At 40.7% G+C, this 23,132-nt stretch carries 13 protein-coding genes and 1 pseudogene; 6 read left to right on the top strand and 8 right to left on the bottom strand.

Going from position 1 to position 23,132, the window contains the following annotated elements:
* Positions 1-50: 50 nt before the first annotated feature.
* The 3 genes and pseudogenes from B3P16_RS09065 to B3P16_RS09055 form a co-directional block, all read right to left on the bottom strand.
* Complete coding sequence (locus tag B3P16_RS09065; protein ID WP_286842518.1) at positions 51-2,462, bottom strand: TonB-dependent siderophore receptor; 2,412 nt, start codon at positions 2,460-2,462, stop codon at positions 51-53.
* Positions 2,463-2,710: 248 nt separating this feature from the next.
* Positions 2,711-3,004 (bottom strand): glycoside hydrolase family 95-like protein, encoded by a 294-nt coding sequence (locus tag B3P16_RS24340; protein WP_376786274.1) that lies wholly within the window; start codon positions 3,002-3,004, stop codon positions 2,711-2,713.
* A 6-nt stretch (positions 3,005-3,010) separates the two neighbouring features.
* Positions 3,011-4,948 (bottom strand): annotated as a pseudogene (locus B3P16_RS09055) (glycosyl hydrolase family 95 catalytic domain-containing protein); the annotation flags it as partial.
* Between the two features lie 515 nt (positions 4,949-5,463).
* Here B3P16_RS09055 and B3P16_RS09050 point away from each other — a divergent pair.
* From B3P16_RS09050 to B3P16_RS09035, 4 genes are all read left to right on the top strand, one after another.
* Positions 5,464-8,220: a DUF1553 domain-containing protein gene (locus B3P16_RS09050; RefSeq protein WP_286842512.1), complete on the top strand. Its 2,757-nt coding sequence runs from the start codon at positions 5,464-5,466 to the stop codon at positions 8,218-8,220.
* Between the two features lie 176 nt (positions 8,221-8,396).
* Positions 8,397-9,896, top strand: coding sequence for a DUF1501 domain-containing protein (locus B3P16_RS09045; protein ID WP_286842510.1), 1,500 nt, complete (start codon positions 8,397-8,399; stop codon positions 9,894-9,896).
* 4 nt (positions 9,897-9,900) lie between these two features.
* Positions 9,901-10,773, top strand: a complete 873-nt coding sequence (locus tag B3P16_RS09040; protein ID WP_286842507.1) for a sugar phosphate isomerase/epimerase family protein — start codon at positions 9,901-9,903, stop codon at positions 10,771-10,773.
* A complete protein-coding gene (locus B3P16_RS09035; RefSeq protein ID WP_286842504.1) occupies positions 10,770-12,182 on the top strand; it encodes a c-type cytochrome domain-containing protein in 1,413 nt (470 codons plus the stop codon). The genes B3P16_RS09040 and B3P16_RS09035 overlap by 4 nt, the downstream gene beginning before the upstream one ends.
* Before the next feature lie 309 nt (positions 12,183-12,491).
* Here the strand turns inward: B3P16_RS09035 and B3P16_RS09030 are convergent, their stop codons facing one another.
* From B3P16_RS09030 to B3P16_RS09020, 3 genes are read right to left on the bottom strand one after another with little or no spacing between them, the layout of a single operon-like run.
* A complete protein-coding gene (locus B3P16_RS09030; RefSeq protein ID WP_286801176.1) occupies positions 12,492-13,790 on the bottom strand; it encodes a hypothetical protein in 1,299 nt (432 codons plus the stop codon).
* 30 nt (positions 13,791-13,820) lie between these two features.
* Complete coding sequence (locus B3P16_RS09025) at positions 13,821-15,575, bottom strand: class I mannose-6-phosphate isomerase (RefSeq protein WP_286842503.1); 1,755 nt, start codon at positions 15,573-15,575, stop codon at positions 13,821-13,823.
* A 50-nt stretch (positions 15,576-15,625) separates the two neighbouring features.
* Complete coding sequence (locus tag B3P16_RS09020; protein WP_286842501.1) at positions 15,626-16,963, bottom strand: sugar porter family MFS transporter; 1,338 nt, start codon at positions 16,961-16,963, stop codon at positions 15,626-15,628.
* Positions 16,964-17,056: 93 nt separating this feature from the next.
* Here B3P16_RS09020 and B3P16_RS09015 point away from each other — a divergent pair, with 93 nt between their 5' ends.
* Positions 17,057-17,791 carry a GntR family transcriptional regulator gene (locus B3P16_RS09015; RefSeq protein WP_046674612.1) on the top strand — a complete coding sequence of 245 codons (735 nt, stop codon included), beginning with the start codon at positions 17,057-17,059 and terminating at the stop codon, positions 17,789-17,791.
* A gap of 64 nt (positions 17,792-17,855) precedes the next feature.
* Here B3P16_RS09015 and B3P16_RS09010 read toward each other — a convergent pair whose 3' ends face one another.
* Positions 17,856-19,190, bottom strand: a complete 1,335-nt coding sequence (locus B3P16_RS09010) for a hypothetical protein (protein WP_286842499.1) — start codon at positions 19,188-19,190, stop codon at positions 17,856-17,858.
* A gap of 353 nt (positions 19,191-19,543) precedes the next feature.
* Between B3P16_RS09010 and B3P16_RS09005 the strand changes: the two genes are divergently transcribed.
* Entirely contained in the window at positions 19,544-21,874 is a 2,331-nt protein-coding gene (locus tag B3P16_RS09005) for a GH92 family glycosyl hydrolase (protein WP_286753854.1), read from the top strand.
* Between the two features lie 63 nt (positions 21,875-21,937).
* Here B3P16_RS09005 and B3P16_RS09000 read toward each other — a convergent pair whose 3' ends face one another.
* Positions 21,938-23,119, bottom strand: a complete 1,182-nt coding sequence (locus tag B3P16_RS09000) for a homoserine dehydrogenase (protein WP_286842497.1) — start codon at positions 23,117-23,119, stop codon at positions 21,938-21,940.
* Between the last annotated feature and the right edge of the window lie 13 nt (positions 23,120-23,132).

The raw sequence follows: 23,132 nt of genomic DNA, 5'->3' as shown, positions 1-23,132 counted from the left end.
AAAAAAGCGTTTCCACCATTGTCGAAACGCTTTTTTTATAGAAAATATTTTTAAAATTGATAGGCAACACTTCCAAGTACATTTCTAGGCATTTGCGGGTTTACCGTTGTCCATCCTTTGAAATAAGTTTGATTTCCTAAATTGTTTGCTTTGAAGGCGAATTCAAAATGTTTAAATCCATAAGATAGACTCGCGTTCAGGAGTGTGTAAGACGGAAGGGTAAATGTGCCAGTTGCAACACTATTGGTAATTACATTTTCACTTGCATAATTCATGCCGATACCAAATCCTAGTCCTTTTAGTTTTCCTTGCTGTAAGCTATAGTTTGCCCAGATGTTGGAAAGATGTTTAGGCCCAGCTTCTGTCGGACGTAGGTTGTTGACATTCTTGTCTGCTTTAGTCATCTTACTATTGTTATAACTATAGCTCATAATGAGGTTTAGACCTTGAATAGGGGCCAATGTTACATCAAAGTCAACTCCCCGGCTCAAGCGCGTGCCGTCCTGTACACTAATATTATAGGTTTGTCCGTCAATGGTGACTATGTCAGGACGAAGCATATTATCTACTGAAATGTCATAGTAACTTGCTGTCAGGCCTAATTTGTTGTTTAAAAGGTCTAATTTGACTCCGGCTTCCCATTGTTTGGCTTGTTGGGGCTTGAAGTCTCCCGAGATGCTGGGATGTGGCTGTACAACTGGAGATACATTTTTAAACCCATTTTGATAATTGGCGAATAGTGATACCTGACCTTTTACAGCTTCATAAACCAAGCCAAAACGGGGTGAGAAAGCAGTCTGATGGTAAGTCCCAGTCGTTGTGTCTTTATCGAAGTTGTAGGTTCCTTTATTATCAAAATAATCCATACGCAACGCTAGGTTTAGATGTAGCTGCGATGTGAGATCCAATACATTTGAAACATAGGCTCCCAATACTTGATTTCGACCTCTATTGTTCGTTTTGGCTGCCGTTGAAGCGCTTATGGCTGCGTCAATGGTTCCTGCATTAAATTTATAGTAATCTGGATCATCTATTGCTGTGTTGATCTGGTCTACAAGGACATAGGGCGAGTTATGTGTTTCTGTTTGCTGGTATAAATAATCCAGACCGACAAGTAGTCTATTGCGAAGCTCACCGATATGAAAATCACCAATAAAGTTCTGTTGAGCATTGATATTTTTTGCAGCATAATTTTGTTTACCAGCATATCTGTTAATAAGTGTGTCATTGCTGTTTTGTAGGTACATCACATATTGAAAGTAGCCATCGGCCTTCCGGTTGTTCCAGTTTACAGTGGTATTGGACGTCCACCGCTCATTAAACCGGTACACTACATTTCCGCGGAGGTTGGTGGTTGGGTTTTTGAATGTGACGTCGTTAGCAGTATAGGACTTATCAAAATCGAATTGGAGTGCCTCGGGGGTTCTGGCAAATAATTGACGTGAACGATTGAGAAAAACCATCAGTGGATTAGTAGCCTTGTTTTGGTAAAGTTCAACATCGAGTTGGATATCCAGTTTCTCGTTTGGTTTATAGGTTAGTGAAGGTGTAATAAACACCGACTTATTAAATCCTGCGTCTTGATAGGTACCTGTATGGGATAATGCTGTATTGATTCGTCCGAGCAATTTTTTATCTGCTGTTAATGGGCCATATATATCTGCCGTAAGGCGATGTTGTGCGAAACTTCCAAAAATATAATTTACCCGACCGCCCACGGTATCTAAAGGTTTTTTCGTGATATTATTGATTAATCCACCGAAACCAACAGCCGCACCGCCATATAATGAACCAGAGGGCCCTTTAATCACTTCAATTGTTTCGAGATTCGCAGGGTCTGGACTTGTACTGGAAATACCTACTACACCATTAATCATGGCAGCCTGCGTACTAAAACCGCGCAACGTGTAGTAACTAACACCGTCTCCGGGCCGTCCAGTCGCCGACCAAAGCTTATCAATTCCTGAAACGTTGGCTAATGCATCATCATAATTTGTATTCACCTGACTTTTTAGCAACTCTTTGGTAACAACAGCATACGACTGTGCATTCTCCATATTTTTCAGTGGCATTTTGGAAACATATAAACTCTGTTTCCGTGTGAATTTGTTATTTCCTTTACCATTAATAACGATCTCTTGCAGTGTCGCTTGATTTTCAATTAAGTAAATATCAGGAACCCTATTTTTACCATCCGTAATTTCGACTTCCTGCTCATGTGGTTGAATACCTATGGCTGAGATGGCTAATTTTGCCAGACCCGGCTTAAGTGATTTAAATTGATATGAACCATTAGATCGTGTAGAAGTTGTTATGTTTTGCGGTTGTAGTCTGACGGTTATCCCTTCAATGGGCTTTCCGTCGGACGAAAGGATTTTACCCAGTATTTCTGCTTTGTGCTGTGCTTGCGCAAGTAGAGCTCCTGGGACAAGCAACATAAGGTAGATGATGATGCGATTCATTGAATATTTTATTTAGATTAATTATAAACAGAGGTAAAGTTATTGGTCCTATTGCATTTTTCAAAGGATTATCTATTATTTTTTATAATCATTCTAAATAATGTAATGTAACAATGCAAAGAACCCAAATTATCGCTTCGGATGATTTGGGTTCTTTGCATTGTTTGCACGTTATCAGCTGACTTAAATTGACTGTATCGGTACTGTGTAAGGTGTTTTTTTTATTTGGTAAGGCAAATCCATTGTTTTTATAGGCTACATAGGTTGACTGTTTGTCCCTTTTTTAATTTCACATATTGTATGGTGTTATCTCTCTGTATGAGCTTCTTAGTGCTGATGTGCATGAGTGCCTTGGGTTCAAAAATTCGAAAGGTACCATCTTCGGTAGCAGTTATTTTAAGCAGAACAATTTTATTTTCTTTTTTTTCAGCGCTTACGATAAATCCACCCATCGTTCTCAAATTTTTGAAAGACGCTGTTGCCCATTCAGTAGGTAAAGCCGGAAAAACTTCTACATAGTTATTTTTGCTCTGAATGAGCAATTCGTGTATTCCTTGTGCAAATGCAAAGTTACCTTCTAAGGTAAATGGTCGATACGTAAAGTCTGAATATTGCCCGCCTTTTTGGTCGCCATTCAAATGAAAGGAATTGGAGGAACAAAAGTTCTGCGCAAATTTTTGGAGATTGGTTACGGCTTCCTTTCCTTGTTTAGCGCGCGCGTGTAAACAAGCCATCCATGCAAAGGAATAACCAACCCACGCTCGTGTACCCAGTTTTTCAATGTGATTTAGGGAGCTCTCAATGAGCTCTTTTTCCTGCGGATTATTGATGTCTAATAAATCCAATGGATAAATTGCCATATAGGGAGACATATGACGGTGGGAATGTTTCATTGGAAGATTTACAGCAACTTGTAGCCCAGTTTCATCGGCCGCATAGTGAGGTAGTTGCGCCTTGCATTTTAACCAATTCTCTGCTTCTTGCGGTTTGCCCATTGCTGTACTCACCTCTGTAGCAGCCTGGAAAAGAAAATGCGCTAAACTAAGATCGAAATTAGTCCAATTGTCAAACCATGCTGATACACTATTGTCGTTGTATTAGGGACTGCTGCTCAAGGGCAGGTAACGGCGTTCATTTTTTAGTGTGGTTATATTTTTAAGGTAAGTTGCAGATTCCATGATATAGGGATAGGCTTGTTCTTTTAGAAAGGTTTTATCCATGCTATATTTCCATTGCCAATAAAAATGCTGGGCCGCCCATGCACCAATAGTAGGAGAAAGAGAATACTGAATCCATCCACCCATAGGGTCTCCATTTAACGTGAGGACACCTGGTACATTCAGCCCATCGACACCAAAATATTGCTTTGTAAAGTCCTTGTTTTTTTTGCGGATCTTCCAGAGCCAATCCGTATAGCTTTTGGCTTCGGCCAATCTATTTCCCGAATAGGCTGGCCAGTAGCTTAATTGTGTATTAAGGTCATTGTGAAAGTCGCCTTTCCAAGGAGGAAGACCACCATTATCCGCCGTCCACACGGCCTGAAGCGTAATTGCTGGAGCACCTTCTCTTGCGACAGCACCGAGTTTATACATATCAAGATAATATTGTTTTTCAAGATTTTTATCAGGAATGGTTATACTTGATTTGGACCAATAGTTTGACCACCACTGCAAATGGCTTGCTTTTTCTTCGGTGTATTTTTTGAGGGAAAGTGCAGATGGGCTTGCCTTTTGATCATTGACGATTGTCCAATAACCAATCAGCTTTTTAGCTGATATTTTTTCCCACCTCAATACAACTTCAAAAAAATGATCATCATACGTTTTTTGGTGCAGCACTTCATAGTTGCTGGTGCGGATTATATTTCCTTGCTTATACCCTAATCTTGCTAAATCTTGACCTTCGACAACGCTTTTGTTTTCGTCTTTGTTTGCGTTATTTTCATATTGATGTGGAATTAATTGAGGTAAAAGGTCACTAACATTGTTTCCTGTGATTTCAAAATAGCCAAATGGTTTATAGGCATGTATGAAGGTTTTTAATATCCTATCATCTTTAAATCTAAGAATATTGGTGGCCTGTTCCAGATCAAGTACGTTTGAAACGACAGAGCCAAATTTCGCCAAGTCAAAAAACAGCGACGCTGCTGGAAGCTTGGTGGGATAGGGGGATCTGTCATAAGGAGCGTCTCCCCACTGTTGTACAATGCCGTAGCTGTTGTTTTTTATTTGTTGTTGGACCCAATTGAAATTGTGGTTTTCTATTGCAAAGGCCTTTCTTTCGTCCCATAGGTCTGCGCGATCAAGCGAAAATCGAATCGTATTGTCTTTTTTCCAAATCAGTGCACCCAATTGACCATTTCCCAAGGGAATGGCTTCATCCCATCGCGAAGCCAACTGATCGAAATGGAGGTTGTTGTCAGGTGTTGGTAGCCCGAAAGAGAACAGGGTAAACGAACAGCATAGTATTAAATAAAGATATTTCATAATTGAAAGGGTTAGCTTGTAAATTTAAAACTCTGGATGGGGAGGTACTGACACTATTGTTACTTTTTTGCATACTATTTTAGCAAAGCGATGGCCCTGATCCTGGAATCACGTTTAAGCAAATTTAACTGAGATGTATGCAGTGTATGAAATCAAAAAAGTGAGTTCGTATCGAAATTGTTATACTTTTTGAGACAAAAGAATATGGTATAAAAGTACCGTTTTTAGGGTCTGCAGTTTAACCGAAAAAAGTACATCATGCTGTTTTAAATCAATCTTTTGAGCAAGTGGGAATATAGTATCCAGAAAATCTTGCAAGAGCAAAGGGTAATATTGTTTATGTTTCTGTTAATCCAGTTTTAGTATAATCCAGTGTTGTTATCTAATTTTATCCTACTCGAAACTAGCACATTTATCGGATAGTTTCGGCTCCACTTAACGAAAAAAACAATCATTATTTATTTCGTTGTAGTGCATAAACCTAAAATATTATAGAGTAGATATATCCTAATGCTATGAGAAAAAAGATTGTGGTGCTAACATTATTGGCGCTTGTGCTTATTGGTACGAGCATTTTGACCTTTGGAAAGAAAGAGCCAATTGATTTTAGCGCTGATGTTAAACCGATATTGAATAAACATTGTATCACATGCCATGGTGGGGTTAAAAAAAATGGCGGACTGAGTTTTCTTTTTGAAAATGAGGCCTTCGCCAAAGCCGAGTCTGGCAAACCAGCAATTATTCGTGGCGATGGCGAACATAGTGAACTGGTAAAGAGACTGATTTCCGATGACCCTGAATTGCGTATGCCTTACAATGCCCCTAAACTGAACGATGATGAAATTGATATACTCAAAAGATGGATTGATGAAGGTGCCAAATGGGGAGAGCATTGGGCATATACAACGCCCAAGGAGACTGAGGTACCTAAACCTTTTTCATTGCTCGGTATATTTGGTGTCAAACCTAAAGGGGTGAATAATACGATTGATTTTTTTGTTTTGGATAAAATGAAGGAGAAGAAATTATCCTTTGCTGATGAGGCCGATAAAGCACTGTTGCTACGGAGAGTGTATTTAGATCTGATTGGTATTCCACCAACGTCGGCAGAAATTCAAGCCTTTGAAGCAGATCAGCGTGATGATGCTTATACCTTGCGGGTAGATAGTTTGCTGGCGTCACAGAAATATGGCGAAAAGTGGGCGAGTTGGTGGTTGGATATGGCGCGATATGCAGATACGAAGGGTTACGAGAAGGATGGTTCGCGCACGATATGGTCCTATCGGGATTGGGTCATTAAGGCCCTGAACAAGGATATGCCTTATGATGAATTTACGATTGAACAGCTCGCTGGGGATTTGCTCCCGGAGCCAACTAAGGATCAACTTATCGCAACCGCCTTCCATCGCAATACCATGAATAATGATGAAGGGGGGACCGATAGTGAGGAATTTCGGATGGCTGCGGTTTTGGATCGCTTAAATACAACCTATCAAGTATGGTTGAGTACAACCTTCGAATGCGTGCAATGCCATAGTCATACTTATGATCCCTTTAAATTTGAAGAGTATTATAAATCGTTAGCTTTTTTTAATAACACCAGAGATGAAGACACCCAAGGTGATCATCCTAAACTTCGTTTTTATACGGTACAAGATGAAAAGCGAATTGACAGTATAAAAAGGTGGTTGTCGACGACAGGAAATGCAAGCTTGGTAAAATCAACAGATCTATTCCTTCACACTCTTGAACCCAAAATACATGCGCATTACAGCGATCAAATAGTAGATGGTGCGCTTTATGATACGAAATGGTTGGGGGTTAGAACTGGAGGATCGGCTCGGTTAAGGGCAATAAACTTGGATAATAAACAGCAATTTTTTATGAATTTCTGGACAGGCGCGGTAGGTGGAAAATTAGAAATTCACGTGGATAAACCTACAGGACCAATTCTCGCCGTTATTGATTTGCCGAGTACAAATGGAAGACAGGTTATTCAGTCTCCCATACTCCCGACCCGCGGTGTACATGACTTATATCTGGTTTTCAAGAATCCATCTGTCGCTCATGGACAGCCGATCTGCATGATTGAATGGTTTGCATTTCGCGAGAACTTTCCACATGAAAAGTCACTGGATAATATGAATTTTCAAAAGACTTTTCTCCAGTTGGTCAACATGCAACCTGAGGGAGTACCAATCATGATTGAAAATCCCAAAGACATGCATCGTAAGACAAATGTATTTATACGTGGTAACCGCCTGTCGCTAGGTGCGGAAGTGCAGCCTACAGTTCCGGCATCATTGAATAGTTTCCCTAAGGGGGCTCAACGCAATCGTTTGGGTTTTGCGCAGTGGATTGTCAGTAAGGAAAACCCATTGACTGCGCGAACTTTAGTTAATCGCGTATGGGCTCAACTATTTGGTCGGGGACTAGTTGAACCATTGGGAGATATGGGCACACAGAGTATTCCGCCGATTCACCGAGAATTACTAGATTATCTTGCCCTAGATCTGATGAATACCAAAAAGTGGAGTATTAAAAAATTGATCCGCGAGATGGTATTATCCGGAACTTATAAGCAGTCCTCTAGCCTGAACAATTCCAATTTTGAAAAGGATCCACAGAATTATTATTTGGCAAGGGGCCCTCGTTTTAGGTTATCTGCCGAACAGATTCGTGATCAGGCATTAGCCGTGAGTGGATTGCTCAGCAATAAAATGTATGGACCAAGTGTAATGCCATACCAACCGGATGGGGTATGGATGACTGTATACAGCGGTGAGTCCTGGGTGAAAAGTGCTGGAGAAGATCAATACCGAAGGGGCATCTATACGTTTTTAAAGCGTACGAGTCCTTATCCTTCCTTTGTTTCTTTCGATGCTTCTAGTCGCGAGGTTTGTTTGGTCGACCGAATCCGTACCAATACACCGCTACAAGCGCTCGCCACATTAAACGATCCTGTTTATCTCGAAGCAGCTAAACATCTGGGGGCTATTATGGAAAAGGAGGGAAATGGAAACCTTAGAAATAGTATTCGTGTCGGTTATAAACGTGCAATGTTGAAGGATGCCGATGAAAAGAAACTCAAAGAGCTGGAACATCTTTATCAAAAAGCGTTGATTGATTTCAGCAAAAAGCCTGATTCAGCAGCCAAATTTTTGAATGAAGATTTAGCAAAAAGCAATGTAAAGGTCCTGCCTTCAAAAGCTGCCTACATGCTTGTTGCCAATGCAGTGTTGAATCTGGACGAGTTTTTAACGAAATCATAAATAATGAAATAATAAATATGGACTGAAACTTCTGGATAAGGGCTTTTCGTATGAAAACGAAGTCTCTTGTTAAGAAGGATAAGGCCTATGAAATAATAAGAACATAAACCGAAATGAGCTAAAGCTGCGGACTAAAAATTTAGTGACACAGACCGTTCATACGTAATGATAGTCAGATGAAAGATCTAAATAAGCTAATAAAAGAAGCGCAACAATTTGAATTGCAGGCTGTCACAAGGAGACATTTTTTAAAGGACTGTGTGGCAGGTATCGGAGGTATTGCTTTAGGGAGTTTGTTGACGAGTTGTAATGGATGGGGACAGTCAAAATCAGCAGAAAAGTTGGATCTGAATGCACTCAATCCGCTGGTACCCAAGCCTCCTCATTTCCCAGGTAAGGCTAAAAGCGTAATTTATCTGCATATGGCCGGCGCTCCGTCGCAATTGGAGTTATTTGATTACAAGCCTGCATTGCAGAAATTACATAATCAACCTTGCCCGGAATCCTTGCTCGCAGGAAAGAAATTTGCCTTTATTCGTGGGATTCCAAAAATGTTAGGGCCACAGGCTACTTTTAAACAATATGGAGCAAGTGGGGCTTGGGTATCAGATCATTTGCCTCACTTTAGTAAAGTTGTTGATGAAGTGAGTTTTCTGAAGGCCGTGCATACCGATCAGTTCAATCACGGTCCAGCGCAATTGTTTATGCATACGGGAAGTGCCCGTCTCGGCCGGCCAAGCATTGGTTCATGGGTAACTTACGGTCTGGGATCTGAAAATAGCAATTTACCCGGATTTGTTGTGTTAACATCGGGAGGTAAAACACCGGATGCAGGAAAAAGTGTCTGGGGAAGTGGATTTTTACCGTCCGTATACCAAGGCGTTCAATGTCGTTCAAAGGGTGATCCCGTATTGTATATTGCCGATCCTGAAGGAATGGGAAGGGATATGAAGCGTGATTTGATTGATGCCATAAATAATGTCAACAAAACAGAATACGATACCTTTAAAGACCCAGAAACCTTGTCGCGGATTGCACAATATGAGATGGCTTATAAAATGCAGGTAGCCGTACCTGAAGTGATGGACATCAATAATGAACCTGCGTATATTCACGAATTGTATGGAACTGAGCCGGGTAAAGAATCGTTTGCCAATAATTGCCTTTTGGCTCGGAAACTTGTAGAACAGGGGGTACGATTCGTGCAGTTATTTGATTGGGGTTGGGACAGTCACGGTACAAATCCCGCAGATTCGATTGATCTTGGCTTTAGAAATAAATGCCGGGAGATAGATCGACCAATGACCGCATTGATTATGGATCTCAAACAACGTGGTTTGCTGGAAGAAACACTGGTTGTGTGGGGCGGGGAATTTGGACGCACACCGATGCAAGAAAATAGGGACAACAGCGATATGCCATTCCTGGGACGCGATCATCATACCGACGCCTATACCATCTGGATGGCAGGCGGGGGAGTTCGTAATGGTATAAGTTACGGTCAAACCGATGATATTGGGTTCGCTGGGATAGAAGGGCGCAGTTCTGTACACGATGTCCATGCGACCATGCTCCACCTTTTGGGTTTTGATCATGAGAAATTTACATACGATTTTCAAGGAAGGCCATTCCGATTGACAGATGTGGAGGGTGAACTTATTCAAGCTATAATTTAAAAACATGAAACAATTTCTAGTATTAATTTTATTTATGAGCAGTTTTCTATCCATGACTGCCCAGCAGTTACACATCAAATATTATTGCACCAATTGGGGAAATAGCGATTCTTGGGATACATTCTGTCTCCGGGTGAAAAATGCTGGTTACGATGGTGTTGAATCCTGGTTACCCGGTAGTCCAAATGAGCGCAAGGAGATGATCGAGGCATTACATAAACATGGATTGAGTTTAGGATTGCTTTCAGGCGGATCGGGCGGAACTTACGAGGAATATAAACAAAGTTTTAAGCATAATTTGGATGAAGCAGCACAGCTGAAACCCGATTATATCAATTGCCATACAGGTAAAGATTATTACTCGTTTGAGCAGAATAAAACATTGATTGAGCTTGCCGATGCGGCTAAAAATAAGTACCACATCCCCGTTTATCATGAGACTCATCGCGGAAGATTTAGTTTTGCAGCTCATGTGACAAAAGAATATTTAGAGAAGATTCCGACCTTACAACTTGCATTGGATATCTCGCATTGGTGCAATGTGCATGAATCAATGCTTTCTGATCAGACCGAGGCTGTAACAAAAGCGCTTTCCAGAACGGAGCACATTCATGCACGCATTGGGCATCCCGAAGGACCACAAGTCAATGACCCCGCGGCTCCTGAATGGAAGAGTATCGTTGCACAACATTTGACCTGGTGGGATAAAGTTGTTGCTAAGCACAAGGAAAATGGGGTGAAGGTATTGACCATAACGACCGAGTTTGGTCCAGCGGGTTATTTACCCACATTACCATTTACACAACAACCGGTGGCCGATCAATGGTCAATCAATGTTTATATGTTGCGTTTACTCAAAGACAGATATAAAGAATGATAGTTTTCTTTGATGAATTATTGGACTTTTTGGGACGATTTCACCCGCTTTTGGTCCATTTACCGATCGGCATATTATTGTTGGCTTTTGTTATGGCAATTAGGACTCAGTTTAAAGGCGGAGATATGTATTTGCCTGCTATTAAGCTCTCCTTATTCCTAGGGACTATCGCAGCTATAGTAGCTGCTTTATCGGGATATCTGCTTTCACGAAATGGAGGTTATGAGGAGGATGTCCTGAGCTATCACAAATGGCTGGGAATTGCCGTGGCTATCAGTAGTTTATTGCTTTGGTTTCTTTATCGTAAAGAATCTCCTGGTGCATTTCGCTTTTGGCTTTTTTTTATCCTGGTGCTCTTAATTGGGGTGACTGGACACTACGGTGGAACACTGACACATGGAAAGGGGTACTTTGTGGAAGCTATGCCAGTAGCACTTAAAAAGCTGTTTAAAGCGGAAGAGGCTAAAGAGGAGGTTCTTATCGTTCAAAATGCGCAGGAGGCAGAAGCCTATAAGGGAATTATTCAACCTATTCTAAAACAGCGTTGTCAAAGCTGCCACGGGCAAAGAAAGCAGGAAGGGGGGCTGGCACTGGATACAAAAGAGAATTTGTTAAAAGGAGGAGAGAACGGCACAGTACTAAATGCAAATGATTCGAAAAAGAGTGAATTATATGCCCGATTGGTGTTGCCCGAGGGACATAAGAAACGTATGCCACCTAAAGGTCGTACACCGATAACCGCTGATCAGATAAAACTGATTGCCTGGTGGATTGATCAAGGAGCCAATTTTGATAAAAAAGTGCATGAAATACCACAAACGGAGGAAATAGCTCATTTGTTGAAAAAATTGGAAACAGGGGAAAAAGAGGAGTCTGCTGTATTGTATGCTGATCTACCAGCAGCACCAGCTTTGCCAAAAAATAAAGTTGATGCTTGGCAGGCTAAGGGTATTAAGATCATCCAAGTTGCAAGAGATAATAACTTTGTGTTGGTTAATGCGATTAATTATCCTCAATTTAATGATAAGGACCTACAGGAATTGTTAGCCATTAAGGATAATATTGTACAGCTGAAATTAGGAAATACGGCTGTTACAGATCTTGCTTTTTCAACATTTTCGGCAATGCCCATTCTTTCCCGTCTGCATTTGGAAAATACAAAAATTTCCGATGCTGGATTGAGCCAGCTGAAAGGCCTGTCAAAATTAACGTATTTGAATCTGACAGGCACAAAAGTTACATCAAAAGGTCTATCAAAACTGAACGGGCTTCCGAGTTTAAAAAACGTCTATCTCTATAAAACCGCAAATCAGGAAGTCGCTACGATAAAGCAGCTGAACGCTAAGATTAAGGCAGATACCGGTAATTATAGTTTGCCTTTTATTGAAACCGATACAATCAGGTTTTGAGCTGTTGTTGGAATTGCTGGCTATACGCTGGAAATCCGCGATCCAAATAGAATGCTCTTGTACAATTTAACAATTGGGGCGACATGGACAAGTAATTTAAGGAACATAAACAGGATTTTTTAGCAGATGTGAAGCGAGTGTATAAGGGGAATGAGACAAAATGCGCTAGAGTGGGATAGGAGGAATAGGAATAGGAATAGGAATAGGAATAGGAATAGGAATAGGAATAGGAATGCGGAGGTGACGATTTCAAATAAAAGAGCAGCAAGGAATTTCCTGCTGCTCTTTTTACATCACGATAAGCTGTTTTTATTTCGTGCCAGCACCTTCTAATAACTCGATGGCATCGTAAAGGACACCTGCTTCACCTCTAAAAGTTCCAGAGCCCTCTGGTTTGTTATCTTTTGTGTACCATTCATAAAATCCTTTGTTTTTGATAACACGGGCAAGCATCGGCTGTATTTGCGCATAAGCTTCCTGTTGAAAGCCATTTTTAACAAGCTGCTGAATCATACGACCACCAAACCAGGTCCAGTCCCCACCATTTTGATAACCGTAAGGATACATGCCTTTGTTCTTAAACGAGCCTGCCGGATAAGTCGGGTACACAGTAAGTCCAATTGTTGCTGCACCAGCGTCCTTTACATTTTTAATCATTTTATCCAATGAAACTTTTATTTGCTCTTTGCTGAGCAAATTAGCCTCAATAGCGATTGCTGTTCCACCATGATAATAGATTTGATTTTCATCAAAATCAGCCGCAAATGGAGAGCCTTTGATATATATATGAGGAATAAACTTTTGGTTCTTTTCATCCCAAAGGTGTTTCATGGTATTACTTGCTATAGACGCTCTGATTTTTCCCCACTTTTCTTTTTTCTCAGGGAAAAGATCCATGTAATTGTCAAGCGCGATCAAAAACATTGCATTGTCGTAGATGTCCAAAGCAATATGCGAATTTTCATCCAGGTGGACACCCCAATCGTGTTCAGGTTGAACGTCACCCCAATCGACTGTAGTTGCGCCCCAAAGTAAACCATAAGTAGCATTATAACGTTTGTCCAATAAAAATTGTAAAGCATGCTCCATGCGATCCTTTACAGCCGCATTTCCAATTTTTTCATCGAGAAAAGCCTTATCTTTCGTTGCAACGATATATTTATGTACCGCTTGGATCAAAGAAGACTCCTGGTCCGTTTCAACTGTATTTTTGTGTGCTGCATAATCAGGAGCTAAGGGACTAGTGATGGTATAATAGTCCGATACGCCATTTTTTAAGCTGGATTTTTTGACAAAACCATCGGCAATATTACCATCAGGACCTTGTAGCTTAAAAAACAAAGCTAATTGATCTTTGATCTGTTCATGGGGATGGACTTTTGTTGCTAAGGTGATAAATGTATTGTAATCTCTAATCCACACCTCACTGTATCCATCCCCCGCATTGAATCCACTTTTAATGACGTTCGTAGCCATATCTTTGACAAGATTGAAGCTGCTGTCTTTTTGGATGCTGTCCTGTAAATTGCTTGTCGAAACCTTACCGCCAGCATTTTGGCAGGACAGTAATAGGAGAGACGAAGATAACGCAAAAAATAGAGTTCTCATTGTGCTGTTAGTTTATAGTAAATGGTTTGATTAACATTTGGATTCTTTGACAAAAGATTGGATAACCTTTGCCTTATCGTTTCCTAAATTACGCAATGTATAGGATCCGGCAGCAGCAGGAACAGCAAAAGTCTCAGCATAATGAAAGACTTTCTTCATGCCATTTGCTGTCGTCAGCTCAATTGCCTCCCCCTCCACAAGCATCATGATGTGACACTGTCCTTGTGTTTCAATTGCAACATCCTGATCGAATTCGTATCTAAAAACATCGTAGAAATGATCTTCATGCGTTGGCAAATGTATTCTTGTTGCTTGCGCATCAAGGGCTACTTCAGTGGGCTGAGCAAGCAGCGTGTTTTTTACGACATCACCTTTTCGGCTAAAATTGAGGTTGGCGAATGCTCTATCAATATTTAATGGGCGTGGTTTCCCATCTAAATCCGGACGCACCCAGTCGTACATTTTAAAGGTATAATTGTAAGGTGTTGCACTGATTTCGAGTACGAGATTATTCACGCCGGAAGAATGTACAGTACCATGTGGTATCAAATACAATTGGTGTTTCTTGGATTCGAATTTTTGAACGTATTGCTCGATATCCATGGCTGTTCCGGTATGGAAGCTCTCTTCTAAAGCTGAGCGAAATTTGTCTGCATCAATGGATTGCTGAAAGCCCAGATACACTTGTGCGTCCTCTTTTCTATCAACGATATAGTATGATTCGTCCTGTGTGAAGTTTTCTCCAAATTCTGTTTTTGCATAGGCTGGACTAGGGTGACATTGAATGGATAGGTTGCCGCCATCAAAGGTATCCAGAAAATTGAAGCGTATCGGGAATTCAACATCGAAACGTTGCTGGGCATGACCAAGCACATTGGCACTTTCTTGAAACATCAATTGATCAAATGAAATTTCGAGTGTATGTCCATCTGCTTCGAGCAAAATGCCATTCTCAGGGACAATCATTTCGAAGGACCACGCATAGTTTTTGACATGCTGATCTATGCCTGAAAGGTGCTCTTTCATCCACTGTCCACCCCATACGCCGGGTTCAAAAGTTGGTCGTACGCGGAAGTAATTTTGGGACATGGCCAGCAAAGTAGCATGTAGATCCTTCCCTGTGATCCATGGTAGGTTTTGGGACGATTGTTGATCGGCAAGAATTTCGACACGGGAAAGGATAGACCTTTTATGTCTATTCAATATTTCCCAGTCGACAAAATAGTAACGTTTGTAGGTTTCCTTTTGATTGGTCTGTGTTGAACAACCTAAGTTTGAAGCTTCTCCCGCACGCATACGTTGAATTAGCACGTTTTTGGGCAGATCAATAAACATCAGCTGACTAGACGTATCGACTAATGATGCTCCAGGGCCATAAAAGATGGTATACTCAGCTTGTATTGATTCGGCGTTTGCTCGTATGGTTTGAAGGTCCGCAAGCTTTTGGTTGTCAAAGTATTCAATGAGTTGAATCCCGGCCTTTTTTCCAAATAATGGATCGTCGCCACCGAGGTATGGTGCGACAAGCTCCTGGATCGCTGATTCAGTTTTTAAAGCTGAATCCATGGCAATAAATCGTGGAGTTACGCCCTGTTTTTCAAATTCTTGCTTTAGCTTGGGGATGATTGTAGCCCAGTCAACACCTACAAAACCATCAATGCTATGTATATTATGTGTAATGAGATGTGCAACAAGATCCGTGTAGGAATTTGATAGTGTTCCTTGAACCGGAAACGTCGGTGTGATTTCGTACTGAAAAGGTTTTGTTTGAGTATTAGAATACATATAATGTAATTTATTGCAAATGAATGATGTTGGATTAAGTCGCTTTTTGCTTACTTGTTTGTTGATTTTTTATTGTGCTTTTCAATCCAGAATTTTTCGATCTCTTCCAAAGGTTTACCCTTTGTTTCCGGAAGGAATGCAAGTACAACAAGGAATGCGATGGCACAGAAAAATGCAAACAACCAGAACGTATAGCGGGCCCCCCAGGAAGCGAGTAGAATGGGTGTTAGTTGTCCCACGATAGCATCGGAAATCCACATCACCATAATACTGATACCCATGGCACGAGCCCGGATGGCATTTGGGAAGATTTCGGCCGCCACAACAAATTTTAGCGGGCCAATGGAAAAAGCAAAGAAAAATAAGAACGAAAGTATAGCGATAATCAATGCGATATTATTGACTTGACCTTGATTAAAAAGATATCCAGTAACCAGCAAACTCAGGGTAGCACCTACCGTTCCCAAAAGATATAAGGGACGTCTACCCCAATTGTCAACCTTCCAGATGGCAAAGAAAGTAAATAACACATTGGCGGCTCCAAAGAATAGTTGAGCATGATAGGAATTATTTAATGAAATACCAGATTCAAGCAATATGCTCGGACCATAGTAGACAATTGCGTTTATGCCACTGAGCTGTGAAAATAAAGGAAGGAATAAGCCCAATAGGAAGGCCTTGCGATAAATAGGCGAGAAGAGATCACGTAGATTTCCCTTCGAGGAAACGTTGCCGACCTCTTGTATATCCGATAGTCCTAATGCGCCACTGATCGCTGCTACTTCCGTGTTCCGCCCATTTTTAGATAGCCAACGTGGACTTTCAGGAATAAAGTAAACTCCGATGCATAACAATAAAGCCGGTACTGCACCAACTAAAAACATAGTTCGCCAGAGTTCATTTTGCTGTGCGGAGCTATATTCGAGAATCAAATAATTGCTGATATACGCAAAAAGGATCCCGAATGTAATAGCGAGTTGGTAACAGGTGACTGATCTTCCTCTAAATTTACTTGGCGATATTTCCGCGAGATATAAGGGCACAACGATTGAGGCTATTCCAACACCCAAGCCCCCAATGCTTCTACTTGCAATTAATATGCTATAAGAAGAACTGAATCCACAGCCAATTGCTGAACATAAAAAGAACAGGGCCGCAGTAACAAAGGCTGGTTTTCTGCCGTATTTATCTGTTAATGGTCCTGTGAAAAATACACCAACAATACAGCCTAGCAGGGCTGAACTGACAAAAACGCCCTCTTGAGCAGGAGATAGTCCGAAAAATTGCTTTACTAACGGCAATGCACCTGCAATTACAGCCATATCGAAACCGAAAAGGAGTCCTCCAAGTGAAACGATACATAAAATGATGATAAATCTCTTTGACATCTGCGGTTTATATTAATATGTATATACATACAAACATATATCTATTTTTTTAATTATGCAAAAAATCTTATTTTAGCACAAGCAATCCAACTGATGAATTTAAAAATAGATCATAAAAGCCCTGTTCCGCTGCATATACAAGCAGAGAATCTGTTACGCGAATTAATTAAGCAGCCTGAATATATAGAGGGTAAGTTATTGCCCAACGAAATTGAATTAGCAAAAAGATTGGCAATTTCCCGTTCTACTTTGCGTTTGGCGATCAATAAACTAGTCTACGAGGAGTTGCTCATTAGAAAGAAGGGAATAGGCACGAAGGTGGCCAGTTCCAAATTTAGTTCCAAATCCAAGAATTGGCTGAGTTTCTCACAAGAGATGAAAAACCGAGGAATTGAGGTAAAGAATTTTGAGCTTCACGTCAGCTGGGTTGTTCCGGACAAAGCAGTCTCGAAGTTTTTTAATGTAGATGAGGACCAAAAGCTATTAAAACTAGAACGTCTGAGAGGAAAGAAAGATGACCCATTTGTTTATTTTATATCTTACTTCCATCCGCGTATAGGTTTAAACGGCGATGAAGATTTTAAGAGACCTTTATATGAGATCTTAGAAGCAGATTATCATGTCGTTGCAGATCTTTCTCAGGAAGAGCTGGATGCAATGGCCGCAAATAAATTTATAGCTGATAAATTGGAGATTAATATCGGTGATCCTATTCTGTCCCGCAAGCGCTTTGTATTTGACCAATCTGGGAAGCCGATTGAATATAATTTGGGGTTCTACCGCGCGGAAAGTTTTACCTATACTGTCGAAAGCAGAAGAGATTATTAGGGAATTCACTCATCCTTTTTGAATGGATCAATTGGATGAGTGAATAGCTAATTTATTTATTCTTTTAATGATTCTTTTCCAGGGTAGTTTCAGCCCAGCTTTCTAGGAGAGCTATTGCTTTACTCAGCACGCCTGCTGAACCTTTGAATTTTCCTGATCCACTGGGTACGTTATTTTGATCATACCATTCGTAAAATCCTTTGTTTTTCACAACCCGATCGATCATCGGTTGGAGTTCGGTATAGGCTTCCGGATAGAAACCGTTTAAAACGAGTTGTTGGATCATTCGTCCGCCAAACCAGGTCCAATCACCACCATTTTGGTATTGGTAAGGTTGAGCCATTCCGCCAATGAAAAATCCAACTGGATAGGTTGGGTATAAGGTCAATCCAATACTCGGCATGCCAGATAACCGCACGTTTTCAAGCATTTGTTTGTTGACTGTTTTTATTTCTGAAGGTGTTAGTAGCCCCGCTTCTATAGCGATGGCGGTGCCGCCATGATAATGGATCGTATTTTCATCAAATCCTTTAGGAATAGGTGATGTCTTAGGGTATATGTGCGGAATGAATTTTTGTTTTTTCTTATCCCATAAATAACGTCTACTGTTCGTTTCGAGACTCTTTTTTAATCCTTCCCATTCCGCCACCTTGGGAGAGTTGGGCTGGATTTCAATCAAGGTCTGCAATGCAATAATAAACATCGCGTTGTCATAAATATCGATTGCCTCATTGGAAAGTTGGTCATTCCAATCACAACCAAAGCTGTCGTTGGGCTGTACATCTCCCCAATCTGCTGTCATCGCACCCCAAAGTAGCTGATACTTTTGGTTGAACCGTTCCTTTTTCAGATAATCCAACATAAGTTGGATACGGTCTTTTACAGAAATTCCACCGATAGACTCCTCCAAGATACTGTAATCCTTTGTTTTTATTATGTATTTACCCAACAATTGGATGAGTGACGTTTCCTGGTCGGTTTCTACCGTGTTTTTAAAACCCACATGATCAGGAGCGTTTTTTGAATAGTAGGGTGTATCATCATGCCAGGTAAAGTCTTTCTTTAGTACATAGCCGTCTACCATTTCGCCATTGGGCTGTTGCATCCTAAAAAATACTAAAATAGCCCCTCTAATGTCCGCTTGGGACCGCTCTTCCAATGCGGTTTCGATGAATGTATTGAGATCTCTGGCCCAAATTTGTGAGTAGCCACTTCCCGCATTGAAACCTTCTTTGATGACCTCTCGGGCAAGGCTGTCCACATATTTTAGGTTTTGATCCGCTAGAATGCTTTTTGCTAACTTAAGTTGCGCGATACGGTCGGATTTTGTTTGTTGTGCTGATAGTTGGGTTCCGAGTAACAGAAGTATTAGACTAAAAAATGTGGTGTTTTTTTTCATTGTGGTTGTATTGTAATTAATTAGGATTGACAAGTGTACCTGTCAATCATTGGAATTTATTTCAACGTTAATTTGTATTTATTTCAGGCTTGTGATCGAAGATCAGCCGTTCGATGTGTATTTTTTTGAATTTATTTACTGGTTATATTTTAATATGTATGTACAATCAAAGTTATGGAAAAATGTCAGTATTTAAGCTTTAATAGTGTTTTATTTGATTAGTATTTAAAATTTTACAAATTTAGGCGTTGCGATGCAATCTGTTAAGTCGTTAAATTAAGTAATAAAATCTAACTCATGTTTATACATACTCTATTTTTTTGTAAGTTTGCTGTAGAACCTAATTGAGAACAATGGTAAAGCGTATCATTTATTATTTTTGTAGTTTATTTGTGAGTACGGCAGCTGTTTCCGCACAGCAGAAAACAGATTTGACCGTTTTTGTAAAACCTAATATTGGATCCGTCCATAGTCGGTATTTCTTTTATACACCAGCAGCCGTACCTTTTGGAATGGCTAAGCTCGCTCCGAGCACAAATGGAAGCTATGGGAACAAGTCGGGCTGGGAGGCCGTGGGTTATGACGATAGGCATACCTCAATAGAAGGCTTTGCTAATTTTCACGAATTTCAGGTAGGCGGAGTGGTATTTGCACCATCCGTCGGAAAATTGAAGACAATGCCCGGTCAACTTGATCGTCCAAAAAGCGGTTATCGTTCCGATTTTGACAAGAAGGATGAATTTGCCACTTCTGGCTATTACCGTGTCATGCTAAAAGATTATAATATACTTGCTGAGCTTACGGCAACGAAGCGTGTCGGTTTTCACCGCTATACTTTTCCAAAAACGGAAGAAGCCAACCTTATTTTCGATATTGGCCATGTGATGGGGGAAAGTGGACCGGTCGTTGATGCCGAAGTAAATTATGACAAACAGCACGTCTGGGGATATGTGGTTACCAATCCTGTCTATGTACAAAAATATCAGCAGGGGGCTACGGTCAAAATGTTTTTCTTTGCGGAGATCAACAAACAACCGAAGTCTTTTGGGACATTTAGAGATTCTATAACTTTTGACCAACATACGCGCATAAAAGGAAAAGGAGCTGGAGTATATCTGAAGTTTGGCACTGAAGCAGGCGAATCAATAGACATCAAGACGGGTTTATCTTATACTTCTGTAGAAAACGCACAACTGAATTTGCTTAAAGAGGCGAAGGATATGTCGTTTGATGCTGCAAAGAATAATGCCTTGCAAACCTGGAATAGTGAACTGGGAAGAATTTTGGTGGAAGGGGGCAAAGCGGACGACCGCATTAAATTTTATACGGGATTGTATCATGCTTTACTTGGCCGTGGGCTTGCAAGCGATGTAAATGGTGCATATCCCAAAAATGACGGCTCGGTAGGGCAGATTGCCCTAAATAAGCAAGGGCAACCGATTCATCATCATTATAATACCGATGCTATCTGGGGCGCATTTTGGAATTTGACACAGTTGTGGTCTATTGCGTATCCAGACTATTACAACGACTGGATTCAGAGTCAATTGTTGGTCTATCGCGATGCAGGTTGGTTAGGAGACGGTATTGCCAACAGTAAATACGTTTCGGGTGTAGGAACTAATTTTACGGGTTTGGCAATCGCAGCGGCCTACAATGTCGGTATTCGTGACTATGATATGAATCTTGCTTATGATGCGGTACGCAAAAATGAATTGGAAGCGAAGGACCGTCTGCCTGGAGCAGGAAAGTTAGATGTGGGAGTTTTCGTCCGCAAAGGCTACTCACCTTATATAAAAGATGATCATGGCAGTCCCGAATTAATGACCAATGGATCTCCTTTTGGCGCTTCGCATACCTTGGAATATGCTTTTTCCGCTGGAGCGGCTGCGCAATTTGCAAAATCATTGGGGCGTCAAAAAGACTATGTTAAATTTCAGGAATTATCCAATGGATGGCGCAATCTGTATGATGCCGAGACGAAGTTTATGCGGCCAAAGGATAGTACTGGACGATTCATTTCAAACTTTAATCCTTATGAACCATGGCGTGGATTTCAGGAAGGAAATGCATGGCAGTATACGTTCTATGTTCCGCATGTCCCACAAGAATTGGTTAAACTCGTTGGAAAGGATCTGTTCAATCAGCGGTTGGATAGTATCTTTACGGTGTCGCAGAAGAATGTGTTTGGAGGTGGTACACAAATTGACGCCTTCGCAGGGATTGAAAGTCTTTATAATCACGGTAATCAACCGAACCTGCATATCTCTTGGCTGTTCTATTTTTCTGGTAGACCTGATCTGAGTCAAAAATGGGTACGGGCAATTTGCAATGAGTTTTATGGTAACGATGCGATACATGGCTATGGCTACGGACAAGACGAAGACCAAGGACAGCTTGGAGCATGGTATGTCTTGTCGAGTATCGGCCTATTCGATGTCCGAAGTCTCACCACCGAGAAGCCCGCACTTCAGATAGGCGCGCCACTTTTCGATCGGGTAACGATACAATTGCCGAAGAAATTGAGAAAAAATAAATTTATCATTCAGGTGAAGAAAGAGCAACCCAATAGTTCTATTGTTGATCAAGTTCGGTTGAATAATCGCCTGTGGAAAGGTTGGCAACTTCCTTTTGAACGTTTGGTGGAAGGTGGGATTTTAGATCTCAAGTTGAAAGGTGACTAAATATAAGATAAAAAAATAGCCCCATTCGGGGCTATTTTCAAGGTAGGTTGGTTTGTTGATTGCCTACGCGATTTCAGTAATAAAATTGCCCTCTTGATCCAAATCAGCTTTATGGGCTGCGATTTGTTGAAGATTAATATGTCCGATGACATATTTGAAATCTGGTGCGTAATATCGTTCTGTGATTTCACTGAAATTTAACTTTTCAATCAGTGTATCATCTGTATATCTCAAATAAACCTTAATTAAATAATCTTGGCTATAATTTAATGTGCTGGATTCTAAATGTTTTTTATACTCATAGCGGTATCCATAGCGAAGAGCCGCGATATCCGATAGCACAGCAGAACCTGTTGGGTGGCCACCTGCTCCTTTACCATAGAAAAATTGTTCGTCTGCAAAGGCCGCTTTCACCAATACTCCATTGTTCTCATTTTCTACATTATAGAGCATGCTGTCTTTGCCTACTAGGCGTGGTAATACATAAAGTACAACTTTGTCGCCGTCGATCTCTTTTGCCGTCGGTATCAATTTGATCTTGAGGTTCTTTTCTTTCGCAAAACGAATATCTTGCTGTCCCAATTTATCAATACCAATATTGAACACATCTTCTGGTTTGACATAGATACCGTACGCATGCGAAGCAACAATACATACCTTAAATTTGGGGTCAAATCCACCTACATCCAGCGTTGGATCTGTTTCTGCAAAACCAAGTTCTTGTGCTTTCTTTAAAGCATCTGTATATTGCTGATTTTCGTTGAAAACTTTAGATAAAATGTAGTTGGAAGATCCATTAAAAATACCGCTGACAGAATGCAGTAATTCATTGTCATAGTATTCTTCTAAATTCCGTATAATGGGAATACTTCCGCAAACGGCACCTTCATATAATAAACTGGTCCCGTATTCATGTTGGATATCAACCAGCTCTTCCAAATGGCTGGCAATCATTTTTTTATTGGCAGATACCACATTTTTCCCCGATTTCAAGGCACGAACAGTTAGTTGGTATGCTGCTTCGGCATCATCGATTAGTTCGACAACAGTATTAATTTCTGGATCACCTAAAATTGTTTCGGCATCGGTAGAAAATAAATCTGCTGGTAGCGAGCGTTTTTTATCTCCGTTTTTAATGACAAATTTCTTGATCTCCAGATTAAGATCTTTGGTTTTGATGATATCGTAAAGACCTTGGCCTACGACACCAAACCCAAACATCCCTATTGTTAATTTATTACTCATATCTCTTCTTAAA

The organism is Sphingobacterium sp. UBA7631 (genome assembly GCF_002483935.1).
Lineage (GTDB): Bacteria > Bacteroidota > Bacteroidia > Sphingobacteriales > Sphingobacteriaceae > Sphingobacterium > Sphingobacterium multivorum.
The sequence above is the reverse complement of the archived record's forward strand: the minus strand, read 5'-3'. Positions and strand labels throughout refer to the sequence as shown.

What these genes read in the sequence shown, in the direction of transcription:
- B3P16_RS09025 (WP_286842503.1), bottom strand. Translation starts at nt 15,575, where the DNA reads ATGTATTCTAATACTCAAACAAAACCTTTTCAGTACGAAATCACACCG.
- B3P16_RS09030 (WP_286801176.1), bottom strand. Translation starts at nt 13,790, where the DNA reads ATGAGAACTCTATTTTTTGCGTTATCTTCGTCTCTCCTATTACTGTCC.
- B3P16_RS09040 (WP_286842507.1), top strand. Translation starts at nt 9,901, where the DNA reads ATGAAACAATTTCTAGTATTAATTTTATTTATGAGCAGTTTTCTATCC.
- B3P16_RS09015 (WP_046674612.1), top strand. Translation starts at nt 17,057, where the DNA reads ATGAATTTAAAAATAGATCATAAAAGCCCTGTTCCGCTGCATATACAA.
- B3P16_RS09045 (WP_286842510.1), top strand. Translation starts at nt 8,397, where the DNA reads ATGAAAGATCTAAATAAGCTAATAAAAGAAGCGCAACAATTTGAATTG.
- B3P16_RS09050 (WP_286842512.1), top strand. Translation starts at nt 5,464, where the DNA reads ATGAGAAAAAAGATTGTGGTGCTAACATTATTGGCGCTTGTGCTTATT.
- B3P16_RS09065 (WP_286842518.1), bottom strand. Translation starts at nt 2,462, where the DNA reads ATGAATCGCATCATCATCTACCTTATGTTGCTTGTCCCAGGAGCTCTA.
- B3P16_RS09035 (WP_286842504.1), top strand. Translation starts at nt 10,770, where the DNA reads ATGATAGTTTTCTTTGATGAATTATTGGACTTTTTGGGACGATTTCAC.
- B3P16_RS09010 (WP_286842499.1), bottom strand. Translation starts at nt 19,190, where the DNA reads ATGAAAAAAAACACCACATTTTTTAGTCTAATACTTCTGTTACTCGGA.
- B3P16_RS09020 (WP_286842501.1), bottom strand. Translation starts at nt 16,963, where the DNA reads ATGTCAAAGAGATTTATCATCATTTTATGTATCGTTTCACTTGGAGGA.
- B3P16_RS09000 (WP_286842497.1), bottom strand. Translation starts at nt 23,119, where the DNA reads ATGAGTAATAAATTAACAATAGGGATGTTTGGGTTTGGTGTCGTAGGC.
- B3P16_RS09005 (WP_286753854.1), top strand. Translation starts at nt 19,544, where the DNA reads ATGGTAAAGCGTATCATTTATTATTTTTGTAGTTTATTTGTGAGTACG.